The sequence below is a fragment of the Halalkalibaculum roseum genome (assembly GCF_011059145.1).
In the GTDB taxonomy this organism is placed as follows: Bacteria; Bacteroidota; Rhodothermia; order Balneolales; family Balneolaceae; genus Halalkalibaculum; species Halalkalibaculum roseum.
On the sequence record NZ_JAALLT010000001.1, the window covers coordinates 839,203 to 863,236 of the forward strand.

The 24,034-nt window shown below is 43.9% G+C and carries 22 protein-coding genes and 1 tRNA gene; 19 read left to right on the top strand and 4 right to left on the bottom strand.

Annotation, left to right across the window (positions count from 1 at the left end; all coding sequences use genetic code 11):
- The first annotated feature begins 26 nt into the window (after positions 1-26).
- The 5 genes from G3570_RS03440 (at position 27) to G3570_RS03460 (ending at position 4,628) form a co-directional block, all read left to right on the top strand.
- Entirely contained in the window at positions 27-1,403 is a 1,377-nt protein-coding gene (locus G3570_RS03440; protein ID WP_165139180.1) for an NAD-dependent succinate-semialdehyde dehydrogenase, read from the top strand.
- A 587-nt stretch (positions 1,404-1,990) separates the two neighbouring features.
- Positions 1,991-2,344: a cupin domain-containing protein gene (locus G3570_RS03445; protein WP_249066625.1), complete on the top strand. Its 354-nt coding sequence runs from the start codon at positions 1,991-1,993 to the stop codon at positions 2,342-2,344.
- Positions 2,344-2,700, top strand: coding sequence for a hypothetical protein (locus G3570_RS03450; protein ID WP_165139184.1), 357 nt, complete (start codon positions 2,344-2,346; stop codon positions 2,698-2,700). The genes G3570_RS03445 and G3570_RS03450 overlap by 1 nt, the downstream gene beginning before the upstream one ends.
- Before the next feature lie 182 nt (positions 2,701-2,882).
- Positions 2,883-3,452 (top strand): helix-turn-helix domain-containing protein, encoded by a 570-nt coding sequence (locus tag G3570_RS03455; RefSeq protein WP_165139186.1) that lies wholly within the window; start codon positions 2,883-2,885, stop codon positions 3,450-3,452.
- 321 nt (positions 3,453-3,773) lie between these two features.
- On the top strand, positions 3,774-4,628 hold the full coding sequence (locus tag G3570_RS03460) for a formate/nitrite transporter family protein (protein WP_165139188.1): 855 nt from the start codon (positions 3,774-3,776) through the stop codon (positions 4,626-4,628).
- A 401-nt stretch (positions 4,629-5,029) separates the two neighbouring features.
- On the opposite strand, the gene G3570_RS03465 is transcribed toward G3570_RS03460, so the two are convergent.
- Positions 5,030-6,925 carry a pyruvate kinase gene (locus G3570_RS03465; protein ID WP_165139190.1) on the bottom strand — a complete coding sequence of 632 codons (1,896 nt, stop codon included), beginning with the start codon at positions 6,923-6,925 and terminating at the stop codon, positions 5,030-5,032.
- A 518-nt stretch (positions 6,926-7,443) separates the two neighbouring features.
- On the opposite strand from G3570_RS03465, the gene G3570_RS03470 reads away from it, so the two are divergent.
- The 10 genes from G3570_RS03470 to msrB all read left to right on the top strand — a co-directional run bounded on the left by G3570_RS03470 (position 7,444) and on the right by msrB (position 15,715).
- Positions 7,444-8,010 (top strand): outer membrane protein, encoded by a 567-nt coding sequence (locus G3570_RS03470; protein WP_249066626.1) that lies wholly within the window; start codon positions 7,444-7,446, stop codon positions 8,008-8,010.
- A 295-nt stretch (positions 8,011-8,305) separates the two neighbouring features.
- Positions 8,306-10,552 (top strand): RelA/SpoT family protein, encoded by a 2,247-nt coding sequence (locus G3570_RS03475; RefSeq protein WP_165139192.1) that lies wholly within the window; start codon positions 8,306-8,308, stop codon positions 10,550-10,552.
- A gap of 157 nt (positions 10,553-10,709) precedes the next feature.
- Positions 10,710-11,036, top strand: a complete 327-nt coding sequence (locus G3570_RS03480) for an HU family DNA-binding protein (protein WP_165139194.1) — start codon at positions 10,710-10,712, stop codon at positions 11,034-11,036.
- Position 11,037: 1 nt separating this feature from the next.
- Positions 11,038-11,463 (top strand): Holliday junction resolvase RuvX, encoded by a 426-nt coding sequence (gene ruvX, locus G3570_RS03485; RefSeq protein WP_165139196.1) that lies wholly within the window; start codon positions 11,038-11,040, stop codon positions 11,461-11,463.
- A gap of 1 nt (position 11,464) precedes the next feature.
- A complete protein-coding gene (gene def / locus G3570_RS03490) occupies positions 11,465-12,034 on the top strand; it encodes a peptide deformylase (RefSeq protein ID WP_165139198.1) in 570 nt (189 codons plus the stop codon).
- 14 nt (positions 12,035-12,048) lie between these two features.
- Positions 12,049-12,963, top strand: a complete 915-nt coding sequence (gene fmt, locus G3570_RS03495) for a methionyl-tRNA formyltransferase (protein ID WP_165139200.1) — start codon at positions 12,049-12,051, stop codon at positions 12,961-12,963.
- Between the two features lie 105 nt (positions 12,964-13,068).
- Positions 13,069-13,758 (top strand): ankyrin repeat domain-containing protein, encoded by a 690-nt coding sequence (locus G3570_RS03500; RefSeq protein ID WP_165139202.1) that lies wholly within the window; start codon positions 13,069-13,071, stop codon positions 13,756-13,758.
- A 266-nt stretch (positions 13,759-14,024) separates the two neighbouring features.
- Complete coding sequence (gap, locus tag G3570_RS03505; RefSeq protein ID WP_165139204.1) at positions 14,025-15,026, top strand: type I glyceraldehyde-3-phosphate dehydrogenase; 1,002 nt, start codon at positions 14,025-14,027, stop codon at positions 15,024-15,026.
- A 91-nt stretch (positions 15,027-15,117) separates the two neighbouring features.
- A tRNA-Pro gene (locus G3570_RS03510) sits at positions 15,118-15,192 on the top strand.
- A gap of 64 nt (positions 15,193-15,256) precedes the next feature.
- Positions 15,257-15,715 carry a peptide-methionine (R)-S-oxide reductase MsrB gene (gene msrB / locus G3570_RS03515; protein ID WP_165139206.1) on the top strand — a complete coding sequence of 153 codons (459 nt, stop codon included), beginning with the start codon at positions 15,257-15,259 and terminating at the stop codon, positions 15,713-15,715.
- A gap of 158 nt (positions 15,716-15,873) precedes the next feature.
- Here msrB and G3570_RS03520 read toward each other — a convergent pair whose 3' ends face one another.
- Positions 15,874-17,139: a GAF domain-containing sensor histidine kinase gene (locus G3570_RS03520; RefSeq protein ID WP_165139208.1), complete on the bottom strand. Its 1,266-nt coding sequence runs from the start codon at positions 17,137-17,139 to the stop codon at positions 15,874-15,876.
- A gap of 99 nt (positions 17,140-17,238) precedes the next feature.
- Here G3570_RS03520 and G3570_RS03525 point away from each other — a divergent pair, with 99 nt between their 5' ends.
- The 3 genes from G3570_RS03525 to G3570_RS03535 all read left to right on the top strand — a co-directional run bounded on the left by G3570_RS03525 (position 17,239) and on the right by G3570_RS03535 (position 20,414).
- Positions 17,239-17,607: a response regulator gene (locus G3570_RS03525; RefSeq protein ID WP_165139210.1), complete on the top strand. Its 369-nt coding sequence runs from the start codon at positions 17,239-17,241 to the stop codon at positions 17,605-17,607.
- A 107-nt stretch (positions 17,608-17,714) separates the two neighbouring features.
- Positions 17,715-18,752 (top strand): HEAT repeat domain-containing protein, encoded by a 1,038-nt coding sequence (locus G3570_RS03530; protein WP_165139212.1) that lies wholly within the window; start codon positions 17,715-17,717, stop codon positions 18,750-18,752.
- An 18-nt stretch (positions 18,753-18,770) separates the two neighbouring features.
- A complete protein-coding gene (locus G3570_RS03535) occupies positions 18,771-20,414 on the top strand; it encodes a glycosyltransferase family 2 protein (protein ID WP_165139214.1) in 1,644 nt (547 codons plus the stop codon).
- Here the strand turns inward: G3570_RS03535 and G3570_RS03540 are convergent.
- Positions 20,399-20,812, bottom strand: coding sequence for an OsmC family protein (locus G3570_RS03540; RefSeq protein WP_165139216.1), 414 nt, complete (start codon positions 20,810-20,812; stop codon positions 20,399-20,401). The two genes, G3570_RS03535 and G3570_RS03540, sit on opposite strands and share 16 nt — an antisense overlap.
- Positions 20,813-20,991: 179 nt before the next feature.
- Entirely contained in the window at positions 20,992-21,828 is an 837-nt protein-coding gene (gene proC, locus G3570_RS03545) for a pyrroline-5-carboxylate reductase (protein ID WP_165139218.1), read from the bottom strand.
- A 153-nt stretch (positions 21,829-21,981) separates the two neighbouring features.
- On the opposite strand from proC, the gene G3570_RS03550 reads away from it, so the two are divergent.
- Positions 21,982-24,030 (top strand): OPT family oligopeptide transporter, encoded by a 2,049-nt coding sequence (locus G3570_RS03550; protein WP_165139220.1) that lies wholly within the window; start codon positions 21,982-21,984, stop codon positions 24,028-24,030.
- The last annotated feature ends 4 nt before the right edge of the window (positions 24,031-24,034 follow it).

Consider the following 24,034-nt stretch of genomic DNA (forward strand, 5'->3'; position numbering starts at 1 on the left):
TTAGCATTTCACAAAAAAGTCATTATATGAAAGAACCTAAGCAGGCCTTATTTAAAAGCATAAATCCCTACAATGGAAAGGAAATTGCAAGCTACACCGAGCAGACCGAAGAAGAGGTAATAGGTATTCTGGAAAAGTCACAGGAAGCTTTTGGTACCTGGCCTAAGGTATCGATTCCGGAACGCGAAACATTACTTCGAAAAGCGGCCAATTTGCTAAGGAAAAATGTGGATAAATATGCCCGCACCATGACGCTTGAAATGGGGAAACCGATCGGTGAATCCAGGGCGGAAATTATCAAATGCGCTTGGGTTTGTGAATTTTATGCCGAAAATGCGGCGCGTTTTCTTGCTGATGAGATTATTGAAAGCGATGCCGCCGAGAGTTTTGTGAGTCACGACCCAATAGGGCCCGTGCTGGCTATCATGCCCTGGAATTTTCCTTTCTGGCAGGTATTTCGTTTTGCGGCTCCGACACTGATGGCAGGAAATACCGCCCTGTTGAAACATGCTCCAAATGTGTTCGGCTGTGCCACACATATTGAAGAATTGCTGAGGGAGGCCGGTTTCCCGGATGGCGTTTTCCAAAATCTTATGGTCCATCATGACAGAACCGAAGAGATCATTGCCGGTGATATCGTTCGGGCGGTAACGCTAACGGGCAGCGAACGGGCAGGGCGGGCAGTGGGCAGCCTTGCGGGGAAGTACCTGAAAAAGTCAGTGCTGGAGCTTGGCGGTAACAATGCCTTCATAGTCTGGGAGGATGCCGATATGAAACAGGCGGTGCAAACAGGAGTGAGGGCAAGAATGCTAAACAGCGGGCAGAGCTGTATTGCCGCTAAGCGATTTATAGTCGTCGGAAAAGCGTATGACAAATTTGTCCCGGATTTTTTAGAGCAAATAGCCTCTCTTAAAGATGGAGATCCATTGGATGAATCTACGGAAATGGGACCATTGGCTCGTGAGGACCTTGCCGAGCAGCTGCAGGAACAGGTCAACAAGTCGCTTGCCCGGGGAGCCGAACTTTTAACAGGCGGCGGCAGGCGGGGGGCATTTCACGAACCGACGGTGCTCACCAATGTACAACCGGGCATGCCCGCTTTCGATGAGGAGACATTCGGCCCTCTGGCAGCCATCATAAAGGCCAAAGACAAAGAAGAGGCATTTGAGCTGGCATCCCTCTCCAGGTATGGGCTCGGAACTACGCTCTTTACCAAAGATATTGAAGAAGCCCGGAAAAGCATCAGCAAAATTCCGGACGGCGCGTTTTTTATAAATGAACTCGTAAAGTCAGATCCTCGCCTGCCTTTCGGGGGAACCAAACATTCAGGCTACGGTCGCGAGCTTTCACGAGACGGGATTCTGGAATTTGTGAACAAAAAAACGGTGTATGTAAATACCTGATGTTAGAAATGGGAGATAACACACGTAAGTTTTACAATGCAACTAATCACTGATTGCAAGGCTTTGAATGCCGGCCGGATTAAACCATAGCCAATAATCTTATTTGGTCATTGGGACATTTGGGTATGAAATTTTGCAATGATCAGATATTTGGAGTTTATCGAAAGTGATTTTAATTCATTTTTACCTGACTTCGATATTTTAAGTCGGAGATCTGATCCGGTTCTATAGGAATTATTCCGGACTGCCTGTACATGAAACGTTATGTGGACTGCCGGAGCCTGCCTCTGCCGGGAGTATATTATTTGCATATAGCAGCCTAAGGTATAATTTGTCGGTGCTGCAACTACCCCGTAGCAAATTTCAAGAATTCCTGCTATTCAACATAATTACCGTACATCTGGAAAGGGAAAAGTCAAAAATCTGTAATTTGTGTAAGATTATTTCCATAAGTGTGTAACGTATCTTCTCAAGAATTTCGTGACCTTTGTTACGTAATACCGACCGAAAAGAAAAGTGTAACAAAATCGGCAATCAAAGATCCGAACTTTTCAACAATGCGGTAATCATTAAAAATGATTGTAAAAATGAAAGAAGAACAATTAGAGCTTGAAAAATCGAAAGCAATGATCGTTGTCGAAATCATTGAGTATGTCCCTGATTCGGTGGTGATTAAGACAATCATTAAAAAATCGACCGGAAATATCAATGCCGTCTCTTTTGACACCGGGGAGAAATTGGAAGAGAAAACCTCTCCATTCGATAAATTCATTCAGATTATTGACGGAAAAGCAGAGGTGATCATTGACGGAGTAAGCAAGCCTCTGGAGACCGGAGAATCGATCATTATCCCGGCTCATGCCCCTAATTCATTTAAAGCGAACGACCGGTTTAAAATGATATCCACAATAATCAAAAGCGGATATGAGGAGGTAAGTTAATGATGCCGGAACCGACTTTAGAGACTTTGGAAAATACACTTGCAGATATAAACCAAATTGATCCTGCGAAAGGCCGTAGCATCATGACAACCTACGACAAATTCACTGATGACTTCCGACAGGTAATCAAGTTTAAACAGATTGGTTTGATTATGGAAAAAGCCGGTCAATATTATTTCAATAAGAAAGAGATACTTGAAATGAATTTACTGTTCACTGCATATTGCAAAATAAAAGCAAGTAATTTAAGCAATGAAGATTTGAAGGCTTCAACCCTGGACGATTATACCTCGGGAAATACCCTGACATTAGAAGGGATAGAACAACGTCTCATGGCACTTGGATGGATGGGTTAGTACCATGCCAATACAAAATTTAAAATTTAGAAATGAAGAGAGCGAAGGCAGAGGTAGGGAGCCCTGCTTAGCAGTAATCATGGGAAGACAGGTTATGAGTGAGAGCGTACCTGTTTTCCCATTTTATTTTTTATATTGTTTCGGCAAATCAGTTAAGAAAAGTGACGTTCAATAGGTTAACTATGGTAGCTACAAAACGCTATGTAAAATACATGGTGAGTCTTAGGTGCAAAATGATACTAAAAGAGGAGCTCGGTAAAGCCGGCATTAAGTACTCCATTTCACCGCATGGTGCCGTAGAGTTTCATGACGGAACCACTCAGGCGCAACTTGATCGCCTGAATAATAATCTGTTAAAATCAGGCTTAGAATTGTTGGATGAAAATGACAGTATGCTTATTGATCGCATCATTACTACGATCATCGAAGTGGTCCATTATTCCGATCAGCTGCCAAACCTGAGTTTTGAAGATATCATTGGTAGAAACCTGCAATCGGGAAGTGAATCGATATTAAAGATCTTTTCTGATGTAAAAGGGATCTCCGTTATGCAATTTATTATTATCCAAAAAATTGAGCGTATCAAGGAGTATCTGCTGTATGATGATTTATCATTGTTGGCAATAGCTGAAAAACTTCGCTACAAAAACGAACACTACTTAACGGCTCAATTCAAAAAACATACCGGACTGTCTCCGGGCTATTTTAAGGATTTAAAGGCAGAACGCATGAGTAATTTACCCCAGACATAGTGCATCTGTTCCTTGGGCCATAAAAATAATACTATTGACTAAAGCCCATGAATTTCCCCAATATCTTTAATCAGGAAAAATAACCCTTCCTAATTATCGATCACACGTTCTCAATTTATCACGATCCTTTACAATTTTCGATAATCCCTTTCTTTGGAAGTGATGGATTCTGAAAGGAAAACCCTTCTCTTGAATTTTGAGAAATAGGAATAATGAGTACTGAAATTACTGTCTGGGGAAAAATCTGATTATCCAAACCCCGAACAATCCCGGCGAAATTTATATGATCGTTTCAACAAATTTCTATGAAAGAAAAACAGAATGGAAACAGATAAAACCGCACAGTCACCCGAGCAACAAATACTTAAAGAAAAAGCAAAGGGTTCCAAGAATACCAAAAACTATAACGACATCATCAGTACCGTTCTGCATGAAGGCGAGACCATGTTCGGTCTTCAGAACAAAACCGTATTTTTGAGCTCCATTATCGCCGGTCTGGAAATCGGGTTCAGTTATCTTTTGATTTGTTCCGTGTACTTTTTTTTTAACGGCACATTACCGGAAGGAACAATATTTAAGCTGTTCAGTATCGTCTATCCGGTTGGATTTATCATGGTAATAGTCGGAAAGTCAGCTTTATTTACAGAACAGACATCCATTGTAGCTCTTCCTGTACTGAATGGTCAACGCAGCATCCTGAACCTGCTTCGTATCTGGTCTACCGTCATCTTGGGTAATATTATCGGAGGTATCATTTTTGTTCTTTTTATAAGCTATTTGGGTCCAAAGTTAACCCTGTTCACTCACGATACAATGAGTAAAATTGGAGAACATATCCTTAACTATGACAGTCTGGTCATCTTTTTAAGTGCTGTTACAGCAGGCTGGCTGATGGGGCTTTTGACCTGGTTGTTGAGTTCTATCGTTAATTCCATTACCAGGCTTGTACTGATATTTATGATAACCGCCATCATTGGGTTGGGGGGATTTCATCACAGTATTGTCGGTAATATTGAGGTTTTTGGTGCATGGCTCTATTCTGATTCTATTTCATTTCTCGATTATATTAAGTTTCTGGGCCTGACATTGAGTGGTAACGGAGTGGGTGGGGCTGTGGTTGTAGCTTTGTTTAAATATCGAGTATTTCAGTCTAATTATGCGGAAGGCTCAATCTAACCGGATTTCAAAAATTTTCTGCGCATCAGTTCCTTACAAAGAAATCGGCTGCACTAGTATAGATTATCAGAGTTCGACGCAGTAGAAGCCAAATAAATATATCAGAAAACGAATATCAGGTGATGGCATAATTATAACCTGCACCGGACTATCTCGCAGAAACTTTGAGACACTAAGAATGCACGTATGATTTTAATTACGTCTCTTCACCGGTGACACTTAAAGTTGGTACATCAGTGGGTACCTGATAGGTAAATTTCAGCCATAGTTGTCTTTATTCCCAATTCTGAAGTACACTCATTAATTATTGCGTGGTAACTTTTACCAAGAACGGTCTGAAACCAACTAAAAAAATCAGATGAAGGGGTATTTTCTAGAATGACTTCCTCGAATACAATTGGTTAATATCTTTTTATTGAAGTGAATTCACGGGCCAGTCGCAACTCGCGTAACATGGAACTCTTTTTGATCTGGTGTGCTTGCATACGACTTAGTATATCATCTAATGTACGAACAGCATTAAGAATATAGGGTCCCTTGTTTAGCATCACACATTCCGCTCGGTGCCCCATAGCGGCATCCGTAATCTCGGCCCGAGATGGAGTACCTTTCTTAGCCACAGACTCCAGTACTTGCGTAGCCCAAATAACGGGGACATGAGCCGCCTCACATAACCAAAGAATCTCTTCCTGTACCTCGGCCATTCTCTCAAATCCGCATTCGACTGCCAAATCTCCCCTGGCAATCATTACTCCGAAGCAGTGAGAACGCATTGCTGTCAGTAAAATAGACGGCAAATTATGAAATCCCTGTTTTGTTTCAATCTTTAGCATTATAGCAGGTTGTTTATCACCATATTTTTCAAGTCGATCTTGAAGCATCTCCACATCCCTTGCACTGTTTACAAAAGATAATCCTACAACATCCGCGTATTCAGCTATAAAATCTAAATAGTTAAGATCGTCAACTGTTAGTGAGGGCAAACTTATATAACTGTCCGGAAGATTTATACCTTTATCCCCTCTTAGTTTTCGACCCTTTTCACGTGATTGTTTAATTCTGATAATGATCTCTTCGTCTTCAATTCTATCAATAACTCCCCCTATCTTTCCGTCGTTGAACCAAATCATTTCACCGACTTCCACATGATCTAAAGCCTCAGGCAGAGTGCAGCCGATTTTGGCAGGGGCCAATTCTATACCTACATCATCATATATAGCGGGATGCCCCGGACTTTGATTTCGTGTCAAAATAAGCTGATCACCGGGCTTTAGGATAATCGGAATTTCAGAGTGCGGAATATTCTCTACATGAGTTTGATACTTGTCAGCTTCAGTACCGGATATTCGTAATACTGTTTGAGGTGTAAGATAGAGTGTTTTATTCGTCTCGACTAAGCAGCCATGATCTTTTGAATCTACTACCGAAAGTACCCTTTTAGACCCCCGGGCATCAATCAGCTTAATTTTATTTCCGACATTCAAATATTGCAACCATGGATCAGGAACTTGTAACACACATCTTGTACACTTGGGCGAGGGATGAAAATGAGTGATATTTTCAGAAGTCAGCCATATCACAGCGGGTCTAATAACACGGCCGATTTCATTACGTACGGGCCTGACTTTAATTACCTGTGGACCGGGATTCAGTGGTCCTGTACGCAACTTTGGGCCCGGCAGCTCCATGATTATTCGACACCGCTTTCCAAGCTCTCTTTCAGCTTTTCGCAGGTTTTTTACAATTTTCATCCACACTTCTACATTATCGTGGGCACAGTTTATCCTCACACAATCCATTCCTTCCTGCAAAAGATTATATACTAATCCAAAATTATCCGCTGCTTCACTCGGCATTGTTACCATAACACGAACACCTCTTCCTTCCCTCGCCGGTCCAAGCAATGATTCAGTGTGTTCCGATAAAAGCTTTTCACCTTTTTTAAATTTGATAGTACTGTTATTTAGAGCGGGTGCCTGTCGCACTTTACGCGATAGACCAAACAATACATTGGCTACAGCATCAACCGTAGCCATAACATGAGACTCAGCTCGCCCCAGGGAGGATAACCCCATTGCAGCCAGGCTGATTTGTAGTGGGCGAAGATCCTTGCTTCGAAAGGCCAAATAGTGTAATAAATTACGAGCACTTTCCACGTGATTTTCATCGACCTCGTCCAAATAGTATTGAAAAGTATCAACTGCACCAACTAGCTCTGAACGAAGATCCAATACTTCGAGAAAAATTTTCTCAATTTGATCCGAACTTGGGTATGATGTTGTTTCCGGACTTTTCATTTGATAAATCAACTGGAGTTATCACCATTTAACTCACTTTACAAAATTGCGGATAGATTATTTATAGGCTTATACTAAAAGCAAATGTAGTACTATTCCTTACAATTGAGTATTGCCATGACCCTTATCTCCATGCCGACTATTGCTATTTTGCCCCAAAAAAATAAGAGAAGTACGATATTGGTAACAAAACCGGCAAAAATAGGCCTTCAGGCGTCGGGAGGGGGGGGTAAGCGTTTTTAAGTCCGACGCGTCTACCAAGTCCGCCACTCAGGCATCGTGTTAAAAAAGGGCAAAGATTCTCTTTCAAAACAACCTTTCTAAAAAAAGTATACCTAAAACACAAATCTTACACTGTTTACTCGTTACTCATCAGAATAATGTTCCAACTCAACCACTAATAAACCCGCCGTTGACCTCGCAAAAGTTATATTGTACCTTAAAATAGATAATAGTATCATTATTGAGTTCTATGTCTACAGAATACAATATCTTCACATTAACCAATTAGAGGAAATATGAATATCAAAAAATGTATTACAGCGTTGTTTGGAGTTTTAATGCTGGCTACGGTTACCCCCGACCTGGTTCAGGCGCAGTGGAGTATCGGTGCGTCTTATGAAATCCGTTCGGAAGATCCCCAAAATGGCTTTGGTGCCCGTATAGAACGCAAAATACTCACCGGATTGCCGCTTGTGCAACTGGGAATTCGCGGTCATTTCAGTTATTTCAGTGAAGAGAACAGCCTCTCAGAAGGAGGAGTTACTTATTCCGCTGACGTCACTAACTACGACTACGGTTTAGCGGCAACAGGTGGAGTCAATCTCGGGATGCTGACCCCCTATGTAGGGCTGGGCCTCGGAGCAACAACTTTTGACGTCAGTACTCAGGACTTGCCTGGCGGAGATTTTGATACCAGTGACAGCGGTGTTTTCTGGAATACCTTTGCAGGGGCGGAGCTGAGTGTAACACCGATTATAAAACCCTTCGTAGAATATCGTTTCCAGCAGACTGATGAACCTCAATTTGCAACTGAGTTCGATGCTAACGGACGATTGATATTCGGTCTCTCTCTGTCATTTTAGCCAATTAATTTCTTTATATAGCGGGCGTCTGGCGGCGTCCGCTTTTTTTATACAAAAACTATATGTCCGAATTTAACGTTGGCATAAGAAGTAATAGATCGTTTATTTACTATAATGTTGACCAAAACAGGAAGCAAATAACAAAACGCAATTAACAAACAAACCGGAAATAACAACTTTCAATGACCCAAACAGAAGCTTTTATTCAGTTTCAGTCATTAGATGATTGGTTATTTACTTTTGTTTGTTATTTGTCTCTTGTCATTTGCAATTTTTCATAGTAGTACGGTAACTGATGGCAGAAGCAAAAACAACATATCCTGAAGACCTGGGAGATATACCGCTGCCTGAGCCGCAACAGCGTGATCTTGAGCAGCTGCTGGAGGTATGTCACGATCACCTTGATTCGGTTGACGATGACCTGGTGACCCGGGCTTTCACACTCTGCTATATTTCCCATGAGGGCGTTAAGCGCGCTTCAGGGGAACCCTACTATTTCCACCCTGTAGCGGTCGCCAAAATCGTTGCTTTGGAGATCAATATAGATGATGTGTCGGTAACGGCAGCCCTGCTCCACGATACGGTGGAGGACACCAGTGTTACGCTGGAAGATATCGAGAAACAGTTTGGAGAAACGGTTGCTCACCTGATTGATGGGGTGACAAAGATATCCGGTGTATTTAAGAGCCGCGATACCAAGCAGGCGGAGACCTTCATGAAGCTCTTGCTGTCCATGGCGGAGGATATCCGTGTGGTTCTGATCAAATTTGCCGATCGCCTGCATAATATGCGTACCATTCAACATCTTCCCCGTGAGAAGCAGCTCCAGATTGCCACAGAAACTATAGAGCTATACGCACCGCTGGCCCATCGTTTTGGCTTGTTCAATATTAAAAGCGAGTTTGAGGATCTCTGTTTCAAGGTTATCGACCCCAATTCCTATAAGTTTATCGCCCGTAAGCTGCGTGAGAAGAAGGATTCGCGTGAGCAGTTCATTGAGGAATTCATGCAGCCTATCAGGGAGGAGCTGGAAGACCAGGGATTCAAGTTTGAAATCAAAGGCAGGCCCAAGCATATCAATTCCATCTTCCGCAAGATGCAGCGGCAGCAAAAGCCCTTTGAGGAAATCTATGACCTCTTTGCAATTCGTATAATCCTGGAGGATCCGCATACCAAGGAGGATTGCTGGCGTGTCTATTCCATCATCACCGACTGGTATACTCCCATTCCTAAACGTTTCAGGGATTTCATTTCTGTACCAAAAGCCAACGGCTACCAGTCACTGCACACTACGGTGATTACGAAAAAGGGCCGCAAGGTGGAGGTTCAAATTCGTACCCGTAAGATGGACGAAATTGCCGAACGCGGACTTGCCGCACACTGGAAGTATAAGGAAGGCAAGGAAGGCTCTGAGACGCTGGATAAGTTTGTGACATGGGTACGGGACGTGCTGGAAAATCCGCGCCCCGATGCCGCTACAGAATTTGTCAAGGATTTCCAGCTTAACCTGTACCAGGATGAAATTTATGCTTTTACCCCGGATGGGGAACTGAGAACTTTGCCACAGGGAGCTACTCCCATCGACTTTGCATTTGATATCCATAGTGAGATCGGTGAGCGTGCCATGGCTGCCAAAATCAATGGCAAGATGGCCCCGTTGCGCCAGAAACTAGAGATAGGGGATCAGGTAGAGATCATCACCGGGAACAAGATCAATCTGAATCCGGACTGGATTAACGACGTGGTTACCCACAAGGCTAAGTCACGCATCCGTCAGTTTATTAAACAGAAAGAACGACAGACGGCCGAAGAGGGCAAAGAGCTCTGGGAAAAACAGGCCGAGAAGGGCAAATTCGAGATTTCTGAGCAGGATCTGACCCGCATTGCTCAAAAGCTGAAGTTCGATTCCACCCAGGACCTTTTCTACGAAATCGGTATGGGTACCTTTGATGTGCAGAAGCTTTTCAAGATGGTAAAACAATTTACCAGCAAGGGCCGTATAGATGAAGAGGAGGAACAGCCGAAGTCAGGACAGCTGACGGAAGAGGAAATCCAGGAAACATATATCGATGCGGCGCGTTCCATCGGTGACAGCAAAGCACTGGTGATCAACGGTGAGCTGACAAATGTTAAGTACTCCTATGCCAACTGTTGCAGCCCGATACCCGGCGATGATGTGATAGGATATATTAGCCGGACCGGTGATGTGAAGATTCACCGCTCCAATTGTAAGAATATCAGGCACCTTATTCAGACAGACGGTGAACGAATAGTTGATGTGGCTTGGGCTAAAAATATTGATACCCGGTTCCTTGGAGCTGTCCGCGTCATTGGAGAGGACCGGGTAGGTATGATCAACGACCTTACTGATGTACTTTCAAAATCGCTGCAGACTAATATGAAGAGTATTAACGTTAACAGCGACAGTGGAATGTTTGAAGGTATATTAACGGTTTATGTAGAAGACATTGAACACTTAGATAGAATCATCAACAGACTTCAAAAAGTGGAAGGAGTTAAAAGCGTATTTCGATATGAATAAGTATAAGTTTTTACTTTGTAGCTTGTGCATACATTTTCATATCTGCTTCAAAAATAATATCATCAGTTACAAAAATTATGAAGCAGAAATCTCTCATCTGAGATCGCTAAAACAACAAAGACAGAACTAAGATTAAAGTAGTAAGAACCCATTTAATATGATTACATATACAAAAAGAGACCTCGTTCGCAGAGTTGCAGAAGATATGGATGAACCTATGGTTCAGGCTGAACCTTGGGTTGACGCCGTACTTGTAGCAATTCGAGAAACCATGATGGATGCAGACCCCACCTGCCGAATTGAACTGCGTGACTTTGGTGTATTTGAAGTCAAAAAGACCAAAGCCAAGCCTAGAGCACGCAACCCGAAAACCAACGAAGAGATCTATGTTCCGGCGCATCGTAAAACCCACTTTAAGCCGAGCAAACTCTTGAAAGAATTTCTTAGAACACCTCTTGAGGAATTAGAAGAACAGGAAGGTTAAATTGTCACGTTACAGTAGATTAATAGGTATTGACGTAGGCACAAAATGGGTCGGACTGGCTCGTACGGATCTATTGCGTATGGTCGCAAATCCTATCGGTACTTACCCGCCGCCCGAAGCGATTGAAAAGCTGAAAAAACTGGTGGAAACCGAACAGGTAGAGAAGCTGGTTATAGGCTGGCCATTGACACCGGAGGGCGGAGAGGGCAGAGCCATAAGAATGGTTGAACGTTTTATTACCCGTTTACGGCTGGTTCTTCCTGAAATCGAAATTGCAAAGATGGACGAGCGATACACTTCGAAAGAAGCGGTTGCGGCGATGGTTGAGTCGGGAGTTCCAAAGATGAAGCGTAGGGACTCCGACAGGGTAAACCAAGCCGCTGCTGCCATCATTTTGCAGAAATACCTTGACGAAACAGGAAACTAGCATGGCCATTTTACCCATCGTAACCTACGATGATGAGATTCTCAGGAAAGAAACCGAACCGGTAGAGGAACTCACCGATGAGATAGAAGCTCTCATCGATAACATGTTTGAAACCATGTACAACTCCGACGGTGTTGGCTTGGCGGCTCCTCAGATAGGGAGACTTTTGCGAATTTTTGTGGTAGACGCCGATCCTATGGCCAAGGAAGAAGACGATCCGCTCTATGGTCCTATTGCCATGATCAATCCGGAAATCACTTTCAGCAGTGATGAAGAGATAGACATGGAAGAGGGATGCCTGAGTATTCCAGGGGTGAATGCCTCTGTTACCAGGCCTGAATCCATTAGGGTTTCCTACCGCGATGAAGAGTTCGAAAAACAAGAATTAGAGGTCGGCGGATGGCTATCACGAGTTATTCAGCATGAAAAGGATCACCTTGATGGTGTACTCTTTCTTGACCATCTGTCGATGTTTAAAAGGAAGCTTTTGAGCGGTAAACTGAAAGATATCGCTGAAGGTAATAAGGATACTGATTACCCGCTGGTCCCCAAAAAAGCAACTTCTAAATAAACTTTTCCGGTGCCATGAAAATTGTATTCATGGGTTCCCCAGACTTTGCTATTCCCAGCCTTGAAAAGTTAATGGCTTCCCCGCATGAAATTGCCGCAGTGGTCAGCAATCCTGATAAACGTCGCGGGCGTGGCAGTGAAACTTCCCCCACAGCGGTAAAAGCACGAGCAATGAAAGCCGGATTGCCCGTTATCAGTGTTGATGACCTCAGCTCGGATATCTTTGCCGATGAGCTGGAAAAACTGGAGGCCGATCTCTTTGTTGTCGTAGCTTTTCGCATCCTCCCTAAAAGAATTCTTGAAATTCCCACTAAGGGATCCATCAATCTCCATGCATCACTGCTTCCCAAATACAGGGGTGCCGCACCCATTCACTGGGCAGTTATCAACGGAGAAGAGAAAACCGGCTGCACGGTTTTCTTCCTGGATGAAAAAGTCGATACCGGTTCCATAATCAAGCAGGGCGAGACACCGATTGGTCCCAATGAAACAACGGGTGACCTTTACGGCCGCCTTAAGGAGATGGGAAGTAAGTTGCTGCTGGATGCTGTTGATGAGATTGAATACGGGTCCTACTCCCTGAGCCCCCAGGATGACAGTAAGGCTACGCCTGCCCCCAAACTTTTTACAGAAGACTGCCGAATTGATTTTGACGGACAAGCCCAAAACATTCATAATAAAATTCGCGGTTTGAGTCCGTTCCCTACCGCCTGGGCTGAGCTGGATGATCTCAAATTTAACATGTATCGATCGAGCGTAGGGGATACCGAACGTTACAAACCGGGTCAGATCGGGCTGCACGACGGTCAGATGATGGTTGGCACAAAAGATAAGGATCTGATTCTACAGGAAGTGCAGATCCAGGGAAAGAGAAGGATGAGCGGCAGGGATTTTATGAACGGTTATAGCGGAACAGGCATTATTCACTAGTCAACGGCTAATCTTTCAAAAAGCTGTTGATTAATGCCGATATATTTAAGATATACCCCTCAATAAGGCTAAATACTATCCATTTAACTTAACTACCCATTTACTATGGAATTGAGTCCTTTTTTAGAAGCTGCAAAATCAGGAGACATTTCTGCTGTAAGGAAACACCTGAAAAGCGGTGCCGATATCAATGAAACAGCCAAAAATGGAGCCTCTGCTCTGGTCTATGCTGCTGAAAATGATAATATGGAAATCGTAAAGCTGCTTGTTGATAATGGTATTGATCCCAACCTTGCAACTTCAATGGGTGGAACAGCTTTAAACCGTGCCGCAGAGAATAACAATGTGGAAATGATGGAATACCTTCTTGATCAGGGCGCACAAGTAGGCGACCTGGCTCTTATTGTCGCTTCCAGAGAAGGAAATCTCAAAGCAGTAGAAGTGCTTCTTGAACATGGAGCGGATGTAAATGCAAAGCAGCGCTGGGGCCAGACAGCTTTGATGCAGGCTACAAGAGAAGGTCACTCACGGGTTGTGAAACATCTGTTGCAGAGCGGTGCGGATGTGAAATTGAAAGACAAAAATGGGGAAACTGCTCTTTCCATTGCCATCGATAATGATCAGATTGATATTGCCGGACAGCTAAAGAGATCCGGAGCTACAGTCGCCAAGACTAAGGCTTCAGCGCCCGTCGATAGCGATGACGAGGAAGATGAGGATGTTACCACTGATGAATTTGAGGATCTGCTTGACGAAGAGGAGATCCCGGAGGATGTAGATCTGGATGAAGATTAATTCCGGGTTGCAGAATCATGGGTAAAGGGAGACCGGATATAAGCAGGTCGGAGGAAGTGAATCTAAACTTATAAATGATTCTCCTAATCACCCAATTACCCAAACACTTCATCACCTAAAACAGTACCTTGAAAGCTTGCTAATCAGCAAATCTAATAGTAGCTTTGCTCCTTATTTTTGAACGATTTAGGCCGAGAAACAATTTTTTAATTAGTACGACTGAACGCAATTATTAACGCATACTAAGAGACTAAAGGGTAATATTTATGAGTAAAATTAAAGTTGGGATTAATGGTTTTGGTAGAATCGGAAGACTGGTAGCCCGGTCCATTCTGGCATATCATGAAGATAGCATTGAGATAGTCGGTATTAACGACCTGACACCGGCAAAAACACTTGCTCACCTGTTTAAGCGAGATTCGGTTCATGGTACCTATGATGGGGACGTAAGTTCTTCTGAAAACAGCATCACTATCGATGGACATAAGATCCATGTTTCGTCAGAAAAGGATCCCGCGGATCTTGCCTGGGGAGATCTGGGAGCTCAGGTGGTTGTTGAGTCAACCGGCTTCTTCCGAACGAAGGAAGCGGCTTCCAAGCATATCCAAGCCGGTGCCGAAAAAGTTATTATCTCCGCCCCAGCACAAGGCGGTGATGTTAAAACCATTGTACTTGGTGTTAACGACGACGAAATTGATGACGACGTTCAAATTTATTCAAATGCCAGTTGTACAACGAACTGTCTTGCCCCTATGGCGAAGGTTCTGGATGATTCTTTTGGATTGGAAAAAGGATTTATCACTACCATTCATGCCTACACCAGCAGTCAGCAAATAGTGGATGGTCCGCATAAGGATCTGAGAAGGGCTCGTGCTGCTGCTTATAATATTGTACCGACAACAACAGGTGCAGCTAAAGCAGTAGGATTGGTACTGCCGCACCTGGATGGAAAACTTGACGGAAGTGCTGTTCGCGTACCTGTTCCCGACGGATCCCTTACGGACTTCACTGCCTTGGTAAACAAGGATGTAACCGACCAGCAGGTTCATGATGCCTTTAAAAAAGCGGCAAATGGACCCATGAAGGGAGTTCTTGAATATTCCGAAGAGGAACTGGTATCTACGGATATTCTTGGCAATCCGCACTCATGCATTTATGATAGCGGTTTTACCAAGACCGATGGAAAACTGGTGAAACTTCTAGGCTGGTATGATAACGAGGCAGGATATTCAGCTCGTACAGCTGACCTGATTACCCGAATCGTTTAGAACTAGCTGAAAAGAGGTTTAGTAAACTTCCAAAGTTTACTAAACCTTTTAATCGGGACGTAGCGCAGTCCGGTAGTCCCGCACAAGTGATCGGGGTGTAGCGCAGCCCGGTTAGCGCGCGTCGTTCGGGACGACGAGGTCGCTGGTTCGAATCCAGTCACCCCGACTATTGAGTAACCACTTAGCCACTAAGTGTATTAAGTGCCTTAGTGGTAAATAATTTTGATTATATGATAAACTGGAAACAAGTACAGCAATACGCCTCAAAAGGTAATCCGGAGCCGCCACGACGGGTTGAAAAGTCGGACGAAGAGTGGAAGAAAGAGCTTACCGACGAGCAATTTTACGTGACTCGCAAGCACGGCACCGAACGTCCGGGTACCGGTGAATACTGCGAGGCACATCAACCTGGACTCTACGCTTGTATCTGCTGCGAAACCGAACTCTTTGACTCTACCGATAAGTTTGAGTCCGGATCCGGATGGCCGAGTTTTACCGAACCGGTGAAGGATAATGTGATCAAATACGTAGAAGACCGCAGCCATGGTATGCACCGAATTGAAGTGCTCTGTAATGTCTGCGATGCTCATCTGGGTCACGTCTTTCCGGACGGGCCTCAACCTACCGGCTTGCGTTATTGTGTTAATTCTGCCTCTTTGAAACTGGTCGAGGAGAAGTCGAAAGCCTAGTGCAGATTTCTATGTATCTGCCGCAGCAGAGCGAAGGGAGGAGAGAAACATAATTGAATTAGCGTAAGGCGAGATAGCAATTCTCTGATCCGGAAAAATTTAGATTTTTTATAACTGCTCGATAGCTTTAGAGACAAATAGGGGAGCTATTTTTAAATTTATGCCATTTCTGGATCATTAACTACTATTTTGACCGGCCATTTAATCCGGAAGGTAGTACCCTTGTCGACTTCTGATTCAACTGATATACTTGCACCGCAGATTTCGCAAAGCTTTTTGACGATTAGCATTCCCAGACCGTAACTGCTCTCATTTTCAGTACCGCTTCGACCCCCATCGCTCTTTTCCTTGAATAACTGATTCAATTGTTCTTCAGACATACCAATGCCATTATCCTTCACCATCGTCATCACTATTCCACTCTCTTCAGCAGTCTTATTTGCCTTAAATCGACATGATATGGAAACCTTTCCGCCTCGTGGGGTAAATTTAATTGCGTTGGTAATGATATTGGAGAGTACCCGTATGCATTTCTTTCGGTCAATCTGAAGGTCAGGAATTTCTTCCTTAAAAGAGCACTTTAAACTGATATTCTTACTTTGCGCGGAAAATCGGAAGATTCGATCGATCTCTTCCAGCACATTGCTGATATCTGTCGGTTCCGGTTCATGTTTTAACTTCCCAAATTCGGCAAGTTCCACATCCAGCAAATCATTGATTAAATACTGTATTTGACCGGCACTTTCCTGTATGATCTGTGCAATTTCTGACAATTCCTCTTTGTTGATATCAGCTTCTTCCAGAAACTCGCCGGCGCCCATTATACCTGTTAGCGGACTGCGGATATCATGACCAACTACTTTGATCAGTTTGTTTTTGAAACTGTTCATTTGCTCAAGACTCTTTTCTCTTTTTCGCAGCTTGAGTCGGGCCATGACTTCACTTGCCAGTAGTTTCAGATCTTTGATATTCTGCTCAGTCAGGGATCTTGGTTGGTAATCCATGATACAAAGGCTGCCAATGGCGTGGCCATTATCAGATAATAACGGTACACCTGCATAATACCGCAACTTAGGTTCATTTTTCACATACGGCATATCTTGAAATCGCGGGTCCTTGCTCAGGTCTTTGATTTCAAAAAGTTCATCCTTCAGAATGGTATACTGACAGATACTTTGGGATCTGGGAGTAATATCTATGGTTATACCTGTGCAGGATTTTGTAAATTGGTTTTCGCTACTGATAAAGTTGATCATTGATATCGGTAAATCACAAAGCCGCGATGCAAGGTTTGTCAATGCATCAAATTCGTCTTCCGGCAAGGTATTTACGATATCGTAGCTCATTAATTCACTAACACGCTCCTCCTCAAATTCAGGTATAGGAGCCCGTGCAGTGACAGGGACGGCGTGTCCTTGTGCCATGGGAATAATAATTGTAGATGATTTTAGACTATTTGAGTATATGTTAATATTTTAGAGTTACTATCCAAAAAAAAATATAACGGTTCTAATATATCATCGGTGGAAGATCCTCTAGTACTACTGGTCGAAGATAGTCAGGCAATTTATAGGTTAGTGTCATATAAATTGAAAAAAAGCGGTTTTCGCTTTGAATACCGGGATAACGGAAAAGAGGGACTGGAAGCTGTTAAAGAACTCAAACCGGATCTGGTGGTGCTTGACGTCATGCTGCCCAGCATGAACGGTTTCGAAATTTTACGCCAGATACGAAGCGACGAGGAGTTAAAGGACACCAAGGTGATCATGCTCACCAGTAAAAATCGTGCAGAGGATTTGGAAAAAGGGTTTAGTCTTAAAGTGGATGACTATATGGACAAACCGTTCAAACCCACAGAGCTGGTGCTGCGGATTAACAAAGTTCTTAATTAGCATTGCATATCCCTCTAGCTATATACGTTAATTATTCCTCTGTTTTCACTTACCAGGTAACTCCTTTTGATTCGTCCGTGAAATTGCTCTGGATAATTACGGTGATTTTGGCAGCTCTTACACTGTTACTTTTTATTAGTTCCATCGTTGCACGGACCCGCCACTGGACGCATGAACAGCTGGTAAAAACCTACCAAAACAGGCATTTTCCGTTGATTTTGGAGTACCTGGATGGAGAACGGACAGAAGAAGAAATTGAAAATTCGTTTCGCGGAGAAGGGATTGAGTTTTCTGTTTTTGAAGATATCATTTTTGAGATGCTGGAGAACCTGGAGGGAGAGGATGCCCAAAAATTGCGACAACTTCTCTACCTTTCTCCGATTTTCAATTACCATTTTCAGCAGTTGAACTCTTCCGACAACGTCGAACTTATTAAGGCCTGCAATTATTTCAGTTATGTTAGGCTCGTTAACTATAAGGTCATAAAGAAACTGCAGGCTCTGTTGTCTTCTGAAAATAAGATGCTGGTCTTCTCGGCAGCTTCCGCACTAATGGCCAGTAAAGAAGTAGGGATCAGGAAGGAGGCACTACGCGTAGTTGCCGGAAAGGAACACTATTCACGCATGGCGCTGCTTGAAATGGTATATAATTTCCATGACAATGATGAGGAACAGTTGCAGGAGGAGGGAAGAGCTCTGCTCGATCTTATTGAAGATGAAAACATACCTCCGAAAAGTGCCGCAGTAATTATTGAAGGCGCATCTGAAATTGGTTATCAAAACCTGCTTTCCTTTTTGCTGGGGAAGCTCAATTCAACTGCTAAGAGATGGAGACATCCTGATGTTCTCAAAGCACTGATAAAAGCCCAGGGCGATTACTATAACTCCGAAGCACTTCCACTGATTAAGAAGTTTGTCGATCATACCGATTCCGATATCAGAAAATCTATTGCTTACGCACTTGGGAAGTTCGGTAATTCGGAAAGTCTGGAATTACTCTATAAACTTTTGCATGACAGTGTTTATGAGGTTAAGGTAGTGGCAGCCAAAAGTCTATATGAAAACGGCGAAGACGGACAGGCCTGGCTGCAGACCTCATATGAGGAGGAACACCTCAATATTAAATCGATTGTGAATACCCTTTAGCTGCTTCATTTTCACCCTATGCCGGATATATCTTTTTATATACAGGAATTTGTAAACCTGTTGGAGCCGTTCAACTGGTTTTTCATTTCGTATTTCCTGTTTGTCAATCTGATCTATATAGGTCTGGTCTGGGTTTCTTATTTTTATATTCAGTCGCAGCAGAACTACAGCCATGTTTATAAGCTCACCGGCCTGTTCCGATCCGAACTTTACAAGCCGGTCAGTATTCTTTCCCCGGCTTATAATGAGGAAGCCAATATTATTTCGTCGGTAGAAGCGCTGCTTCAGATAAAATTTCCCGATTTTGAAGTGATCGTAATCAATGATGGCAGCACGGACAGTACCCTCGAAAAGCTGAAAGACCATTTTGAACTCTATCCCATTGATAGACCCGCCAACCTGCCGATTGATCACAAGCCTATCCGCAATGTCTACAAATCTAACCGGTATACCGAACTGCTGGTCATCGATAAAGAGAACGGCAGGAAAGCGGATGCTTTGAATGCGGGGGTCAATATGAGTTCCAAAGAACTGATATGTGCCATTGATGCCGACTCTATTCTTGATCCGGATGTATTGATGAAGCTGTTGCGTGCCTTTGTTGAAAATGAAAATGTGGTTGCTGTTGGCGGTATTGTTCGGGTTGCAAACGGTTGCAAAATTGAGGACTACATTGTCAAGGAGGTGGGTATGCCCAAATCATTTCTGGGCAGAATACAGGCTGTGGAGTATCTCAGGGCTTTTCTGTTCGGTAGGGTAGGATGGGATTATTTCAATAGTCTGCTGATCATCTCGGGAGCCTTTGGAGTTTTTGACAGGGAGGCGGTATTGAAGGTTGGCGGCTACCTGCATGATACCGTGGGAGAAGACATGGAATTGGTCGTCAGGCTTCACAGGCACTTCAGAGAAGAAAAAGAGTCGTATAATATTCGTTTTCTGCCGGAGCCGGTTTGCTGGACTGAAGTGCCCACCGACTGGGAGGTACTGGGCAAGCAGCGGAATCGTTGGCAAAGAGGATTGGCTGACAGCCTGTGGCGTCACAGAAAAATGTTATTTAATCCGAGGTATGGTCGCCTGGGTCTGCTTGCCATGCCTTATTTTGTTTTTGTTGAGATGTTCGGACCTATCGTTGAGCTTTTAGGCTTTACCTACTTCTTCGCCATCCTTGCCCTGGGTAATCTAGATTCGACTTTCGTCCTGCTTTTCTTTACCGTGGCAGTTATGCTGGGGATGGTACTGTCGGTATCGGCTGTTCTGTGTGAAGAATTTACCTATCGCCGGTATTCCTCCATCAAAGATGTGGCCACTTTAACCCTGTATGCCTTTATTGAAAACATAGGGTACCGGCAGATTCACACCTGGTGGCGTTTCAAGGGACTCATAGATTTTTTCAAGGGCAAAAAGGAGTGGGGCGAGATGATTCGCAAAGGCTTTGCGGATGAGGCTACAGGGAGTGAGGAAAAGGAAAGCGCGGAAACTACCGAGAAGAGAAAAACTAATAAAGAAGAAAGTCCATCGCTGCTTCAGAAAATGAAGCCGCTTCGGTACTGGTCGGTTATAGCGTTGGTCACTTTTCTGCTTGGGTATCTGGTGGTGGAAGTTCTGACTGCTCATCAGTTACTTCCCGACTTTACGCAAATCTGGGATCAGATGATCTCGTAGCTGTGGGTAATTTTGGATCCTTTTTCCAAAGCCTTGGAAACCGAGCAGTATTTGTTCATGGAAAGATCTATGGCACGTTCTACTTTCTTTGGATCCAGATCACCGGTGAAAATAAATTTAAGGTGAATGGTTTCGAATTCTGAGTAGGTATCCTTCTTTTGTTTATCACCGTTGACTTCCACACGCAGATCCTTGAGGTCCTGCTTCTGCTTTTCCAGAATACCTATGATATCGATAGCACTGCAACCGCCGACTCCTGCCAGCAGAAGCTGCATAGGACTGAAACCTCCCTCTAATCCTCCGATTTGGGTATTACCATCCATCCGAATAAGTCCCCCTTCCTCGTTTTCAGCTTCCATGTGTAGATCTTTGTCCAGTTTTTGTACGGTAACTTTCATCTTCTAGATTAATTTATTTGGTATAATAATGGAGCTGAATTTAATAAAAGTTAGGGAAATGTGAGATGCGGAATGGGAAATGTGAAACGAGATGAACAAATCTTTCGGATTTCGGGAATTCGAATTTCGAATTTATATATCCTTCTCACTTCTCACTTCTCACTTTTGCCTATTCATTCCTAGCTACTGCCTTCTCCCTTCTCTATACTGTAAAGTTTCGCGGCCTTCTCAGCAGATACGAGAATACCTTTAATCATAGCAGAACTGAATCCCTGGTGCTCCATCTGGTTTAGTCCCGAGATGGTACATCCCCGCGGAGTCGTAACACGGTCGATTTCAAATTCAGGATGATTTTCCATATCGGACAACAGCGAGGCGGCACCTTTGGCGGTTTGGGCCGCAATCTGTAGGGCTTCGTGAGCATGGAATCCAATTTCTATTCCACCTTGGGAAGCGGCGCGTATAGCCCGCAAAAAGAAAGCAATACCGCAGGCTCCCAAGGCTGTAGCTGAAGTCATCAGTTCTTCGTGGATTAGCAGGGTCTGCCCGACCGTATCGAATATTTTCTTGGTAGCACTTACGGCTTTGTTTTGTTCCTCTTCGGAAGCGATACAAGTCATGGATTCCCGAATGGCAATAGCAGTATTCGGCATTGCCCGAACAATGGGTACGTCTTTTTGAACTTGATTTCTGATTCTTTGAATATCAACACCGGAGACTACCGATATCAGAATATGCCTGTTTTCGTCCAAATCGTTTTTAATTTCCTTGAGTAATGCATCTATTTGCCGGGGTTCAACTGCAATGAGAATGATATCTGCATTGTTAACTGCCCGGCCATTATCTGAATGAGTGTTAAACCCTTTTTCCGCAAAGGGTTCTAAAAGTTCCGTTTTCCTTCGAGTCAGAGTAATATTTCCGGCATTAAAATGATCAGATAGGGCCAGCCCGCTTGCAATGGCTGTTCCAATATTTCCCGCACCCAAAATGGCTATTTTTTGATTAGCTTGTGACATGATCGTTAAGGATTTAAGTAATTTTCTAGCCCAATTAGCCTTTTACAATATAGACTAAATGAAGCATTTTGAAAGCTGATGATATCGAGAACTTGGATTACTCAGCACTTCTTATAACTTAGATCTAACTTTTAACTAGAAACAGGACACTACGTGAGTAATCCCGAAAATAGATTTTCGCCTTATATCGGTGCAGCCGATGACCTCCCGCAACTGACGTTTAAAGCACTTGTTCTGGGTTTTCTCCTGGCAGCTATAATGGCAGGGGCCAATGCCTATCTTGGTTTAAAAGTGGGAATGACTGTCTCTGCGTCGATCCCTGCAGCGGTTATTTCTATGGCTCTGCTAAAGTTTTTTAAGGAGTCTAATATCCTCGAAAACAATATTGTTCAGACAGCTGCTTCAGCTGGCGAATCGCTTGCGGCGGGTGTCATATTTACGCTGCCGGCACTGATCTTATTAAATTACTGGAATGATTTTCCATTTATCGACACCATGAGCATCGCCATGTTCGGAGGGATATTGGGGGTCTTATTTACAATTCCCTTACGAAGAGCTCTCATCATTGAAACGGACCTGAAGTTTCCTGAAGGTGTCGCTACGGGAGAGGTGTTAAAAGCCGGAACGGAAGGTGGAAAAGGCGTCAAAATGATTGCTATAGCTGCATTGGCTGCCGGTCTGTATAAACTGTCTCAAACAGGTTTCAAGGTGTTCTCCAGTGTCCTCGGCGGTGCCAAAAAGGTAGGAGATTCCATTTTTGGGTATGGTACTGACTTGTCTGTTGCCTTATTGGCGGTAGGCTATATTGTCGGTTTAAATATAGCCGTGCTTGTTTTTGCCGGCGGACTAATTTCCTGGCTCTTTGGTATTCCTATTTACATGGCTCTGGCCGATCCTGCTGAGGTAGCTGCTATTATCGGGAACAGTGCAGGTTATGATGCAGCTCTGGAAATATGGAGTCAGAAAATACGGTATATGGGAGTTGGCTCTATGGTGGTGGGAGGTATATGGGCGCTAATATCTCTGGCTAAACCGCTGGTAGATGGCATAAAATCTTCGATGGATGCTATTAAGAAAAAAAATACGGGGGCTGGAAATGAGGTTTTAAGAACGGAAAAAGATATACCCATAAATTATGTGATGTATGGTGTCATCGCTTTGTCCATTCCCATTTTTATGGTCTTTGTGAGTGTAATTGATACACAGCATCTTCCGGTATCAAGCGGTTTGTACTGGACAACCATGGTCTTCGGTACGGTATTTTCCCTGGTTGCCGGTTTTTTGTTCTCATCCGTAGCCGGTTACATGGCCGGACTTGTGGGATCCTCCAACAACCCCATATCCGGAGTAACCATTGCCACGATTCTTGCAACCTCACTTCTGCTGCTTGCCATTCTGGGAAGTCAATTGAATTTCCAAATGGATACCGACCGTGCCACAGCTGCTGCAGCTGCTGCAATTATCGTAGGTGCTATGGTTGCCTGTGCTGCGGCCATTGCCGGTGATAATATGCAGGATTTAAAAGCAGGACAGTTGGTTGGGGCGACACCCTATAAACAGCAAATAATGCAGATAATCGGAGTAATAGCGGCGGCACTGGTTATTGCACCTATTCTCGGCTTGCTTTTTAATGCTTACGGTCTTGGAGGGGTTTTCCCAAGGGAAGGTATGGACCCGACCGAGATGCTCGCTGCACCGCAGGCTACGCTCATGCAATCGGTAGCTGAAGGGGTATTTGCAAGAGACCTGGAGTGGAATATGATTATTATCGGCTGTCTCATTGCCGTTGGCATTATCATTTTTGATAAAATATTGGAAGCGCGGGAGTCTGAATTCAGGGCACCCGTTCTGGCGGTAGCAGTAGGTATTTATCTGCCACTGGAACTTACGGTCCCGATTTTTGTGGGCGGGATGGTTGCCTGGCTTGCAACGCGCAACACCATGCGGCGCGCTGAAAGGGAGGGGAAAGATCCGGAAGCTGCTGCAACAAAAACAGAGCGTAACGGACTCCTGTTTTCTTCGGGACTCATTACCGGTGAGGCACTGGTCGGAATTATCCTGGCTATACCCTTCGCTTACTTTGAGTCGACCAGCGTATTGAACCTGGTGCCGGATACCTTTGGCCCTTATGCCAACTGGCTGGGTGCAATGGCTGCTGTCGGATTTGTAATCTGGCTCTACCGGGTTGCTATTAAAAGGTAAGAGT

Bases quoted from the DNA above. Each gene is read 5' to 3' on its own strand.
- G3570_RS03520 (WP_165139208.1), bottom strand. From the start codon at position 17,139: ATGGCACAAGGACACGCCGTCCCTGTCACTGCACGGGCTCCTATACCT.
- G3570_RS03450 (WP_165139184.1), top strand. From the start codon at position 2,344: ATGATGCCGGAACCGACTTTAGAGACTTTGGAAAATACACTTGCAGAT.
- G3570_RS03470 (WP_249066626.1), top strand. From the start codon at position 7,444: ATGAATATCAAAAAATGTATTACAGCGTTGTTTGGAGTTTTAATGCTG.
- def (WP_165139198.1), top strand. From the start codon at position 11,465: ATGGCCATTTTACCCATCGTAACCTACGATGATGAGATTCTCAGGAAA.
- G3570_RS03500 (WP_165139202.1), top strand. From the start codon at position 13,069: ATGGAATTGAGTCCTTTTTTAGAAGCTGCAAAATCAGGAGACATTTCT.
- G3570_RS03455 (WP_165139186.1), top strand. From the start codon at position 2,883: ATGGTAGCTACAAAACGCTATGTAAAATACATGGTGAGTCTTAGGTGC.
- G3570_RS03540 (WP_165139216.1), bottom strand. From the start codon at position 20,812: ATGAAAGTTACCGTACAAAAACTGGACAAAGATCTACACATGGAAGCT.
- fmt (WP_165139200.1), top strand. From the start codon at position 12,049: ATGAAAATTGTATTCATGGGTTCCCCAGACTTTGCTATTCCCAGCCTT.
- G3570_RS03440 (WP_165139180.1), top strand. From the start codon at position 27: ATGAAAGAACCTAAGCAGGCCTTATTTAAAAGCATAAATCCCTACAAT.
- G3570_RS03465 (WP_165139190.1), bottom strand. From the start codon at position 6,925: ATGAAAAGTCCGGAAACAACATCATACCCAAGTTCGGATCAAATTGAG.
- gap (WP_165139204.1), top strand. From the start codon at position 14,025: ATGAGTAAAATTAAAGTTGGGATTAATGGTTTTGGTAGAATCGGAAGA.
- G3570_RS03535 (WP_165139214.1), top strand. From the start codon at position 18,771: ATGCCGGATATATCTTTTTATATACAGGAATTTGTAAACCTGTTGGAG.
- proC (WP_165139218.1), bottom strand. From the start codon at position 21,828: ATGTCACAAGCTAATCAAAAAATAGCCATTTTGGGTGCGGGAAATATT.
- G3570_RS03475 (WP_165139192.1), top strand. From the start codon at position 8,306: ATGGCAGAAGCAAAAACAACATATCCTGAAGACCTGGGAGATATACCG.
- G3570_RS03480 (WP_165139194.1), top strand. From the start codon at position 10,710: ATGATTACATATACAAAAAGAGACCTCGTTCGCAGAGTTGCAGAAGAT.
- msrB (WP_165139206.1), top strand. From the start codon at position 15,257: ATGATAAACTGGAAACAAGTACAGCAATACGCCTCAAAAGGTAATCCG.
- G3570_RS03460 (WP_165139188.1), top strand. From the start codon at position 3,774: ATGGAAACAGATAAAACCGCACAGTCACCCGAGCAACAAATACTTAAA.
- G3570_RS03445 (WP_249066625.1), top strand. From the start codon at position 1,991: ATGAAAGAAGAACAATTAGAGCTTGAAAAATCGAAAGCAATGATCGTT.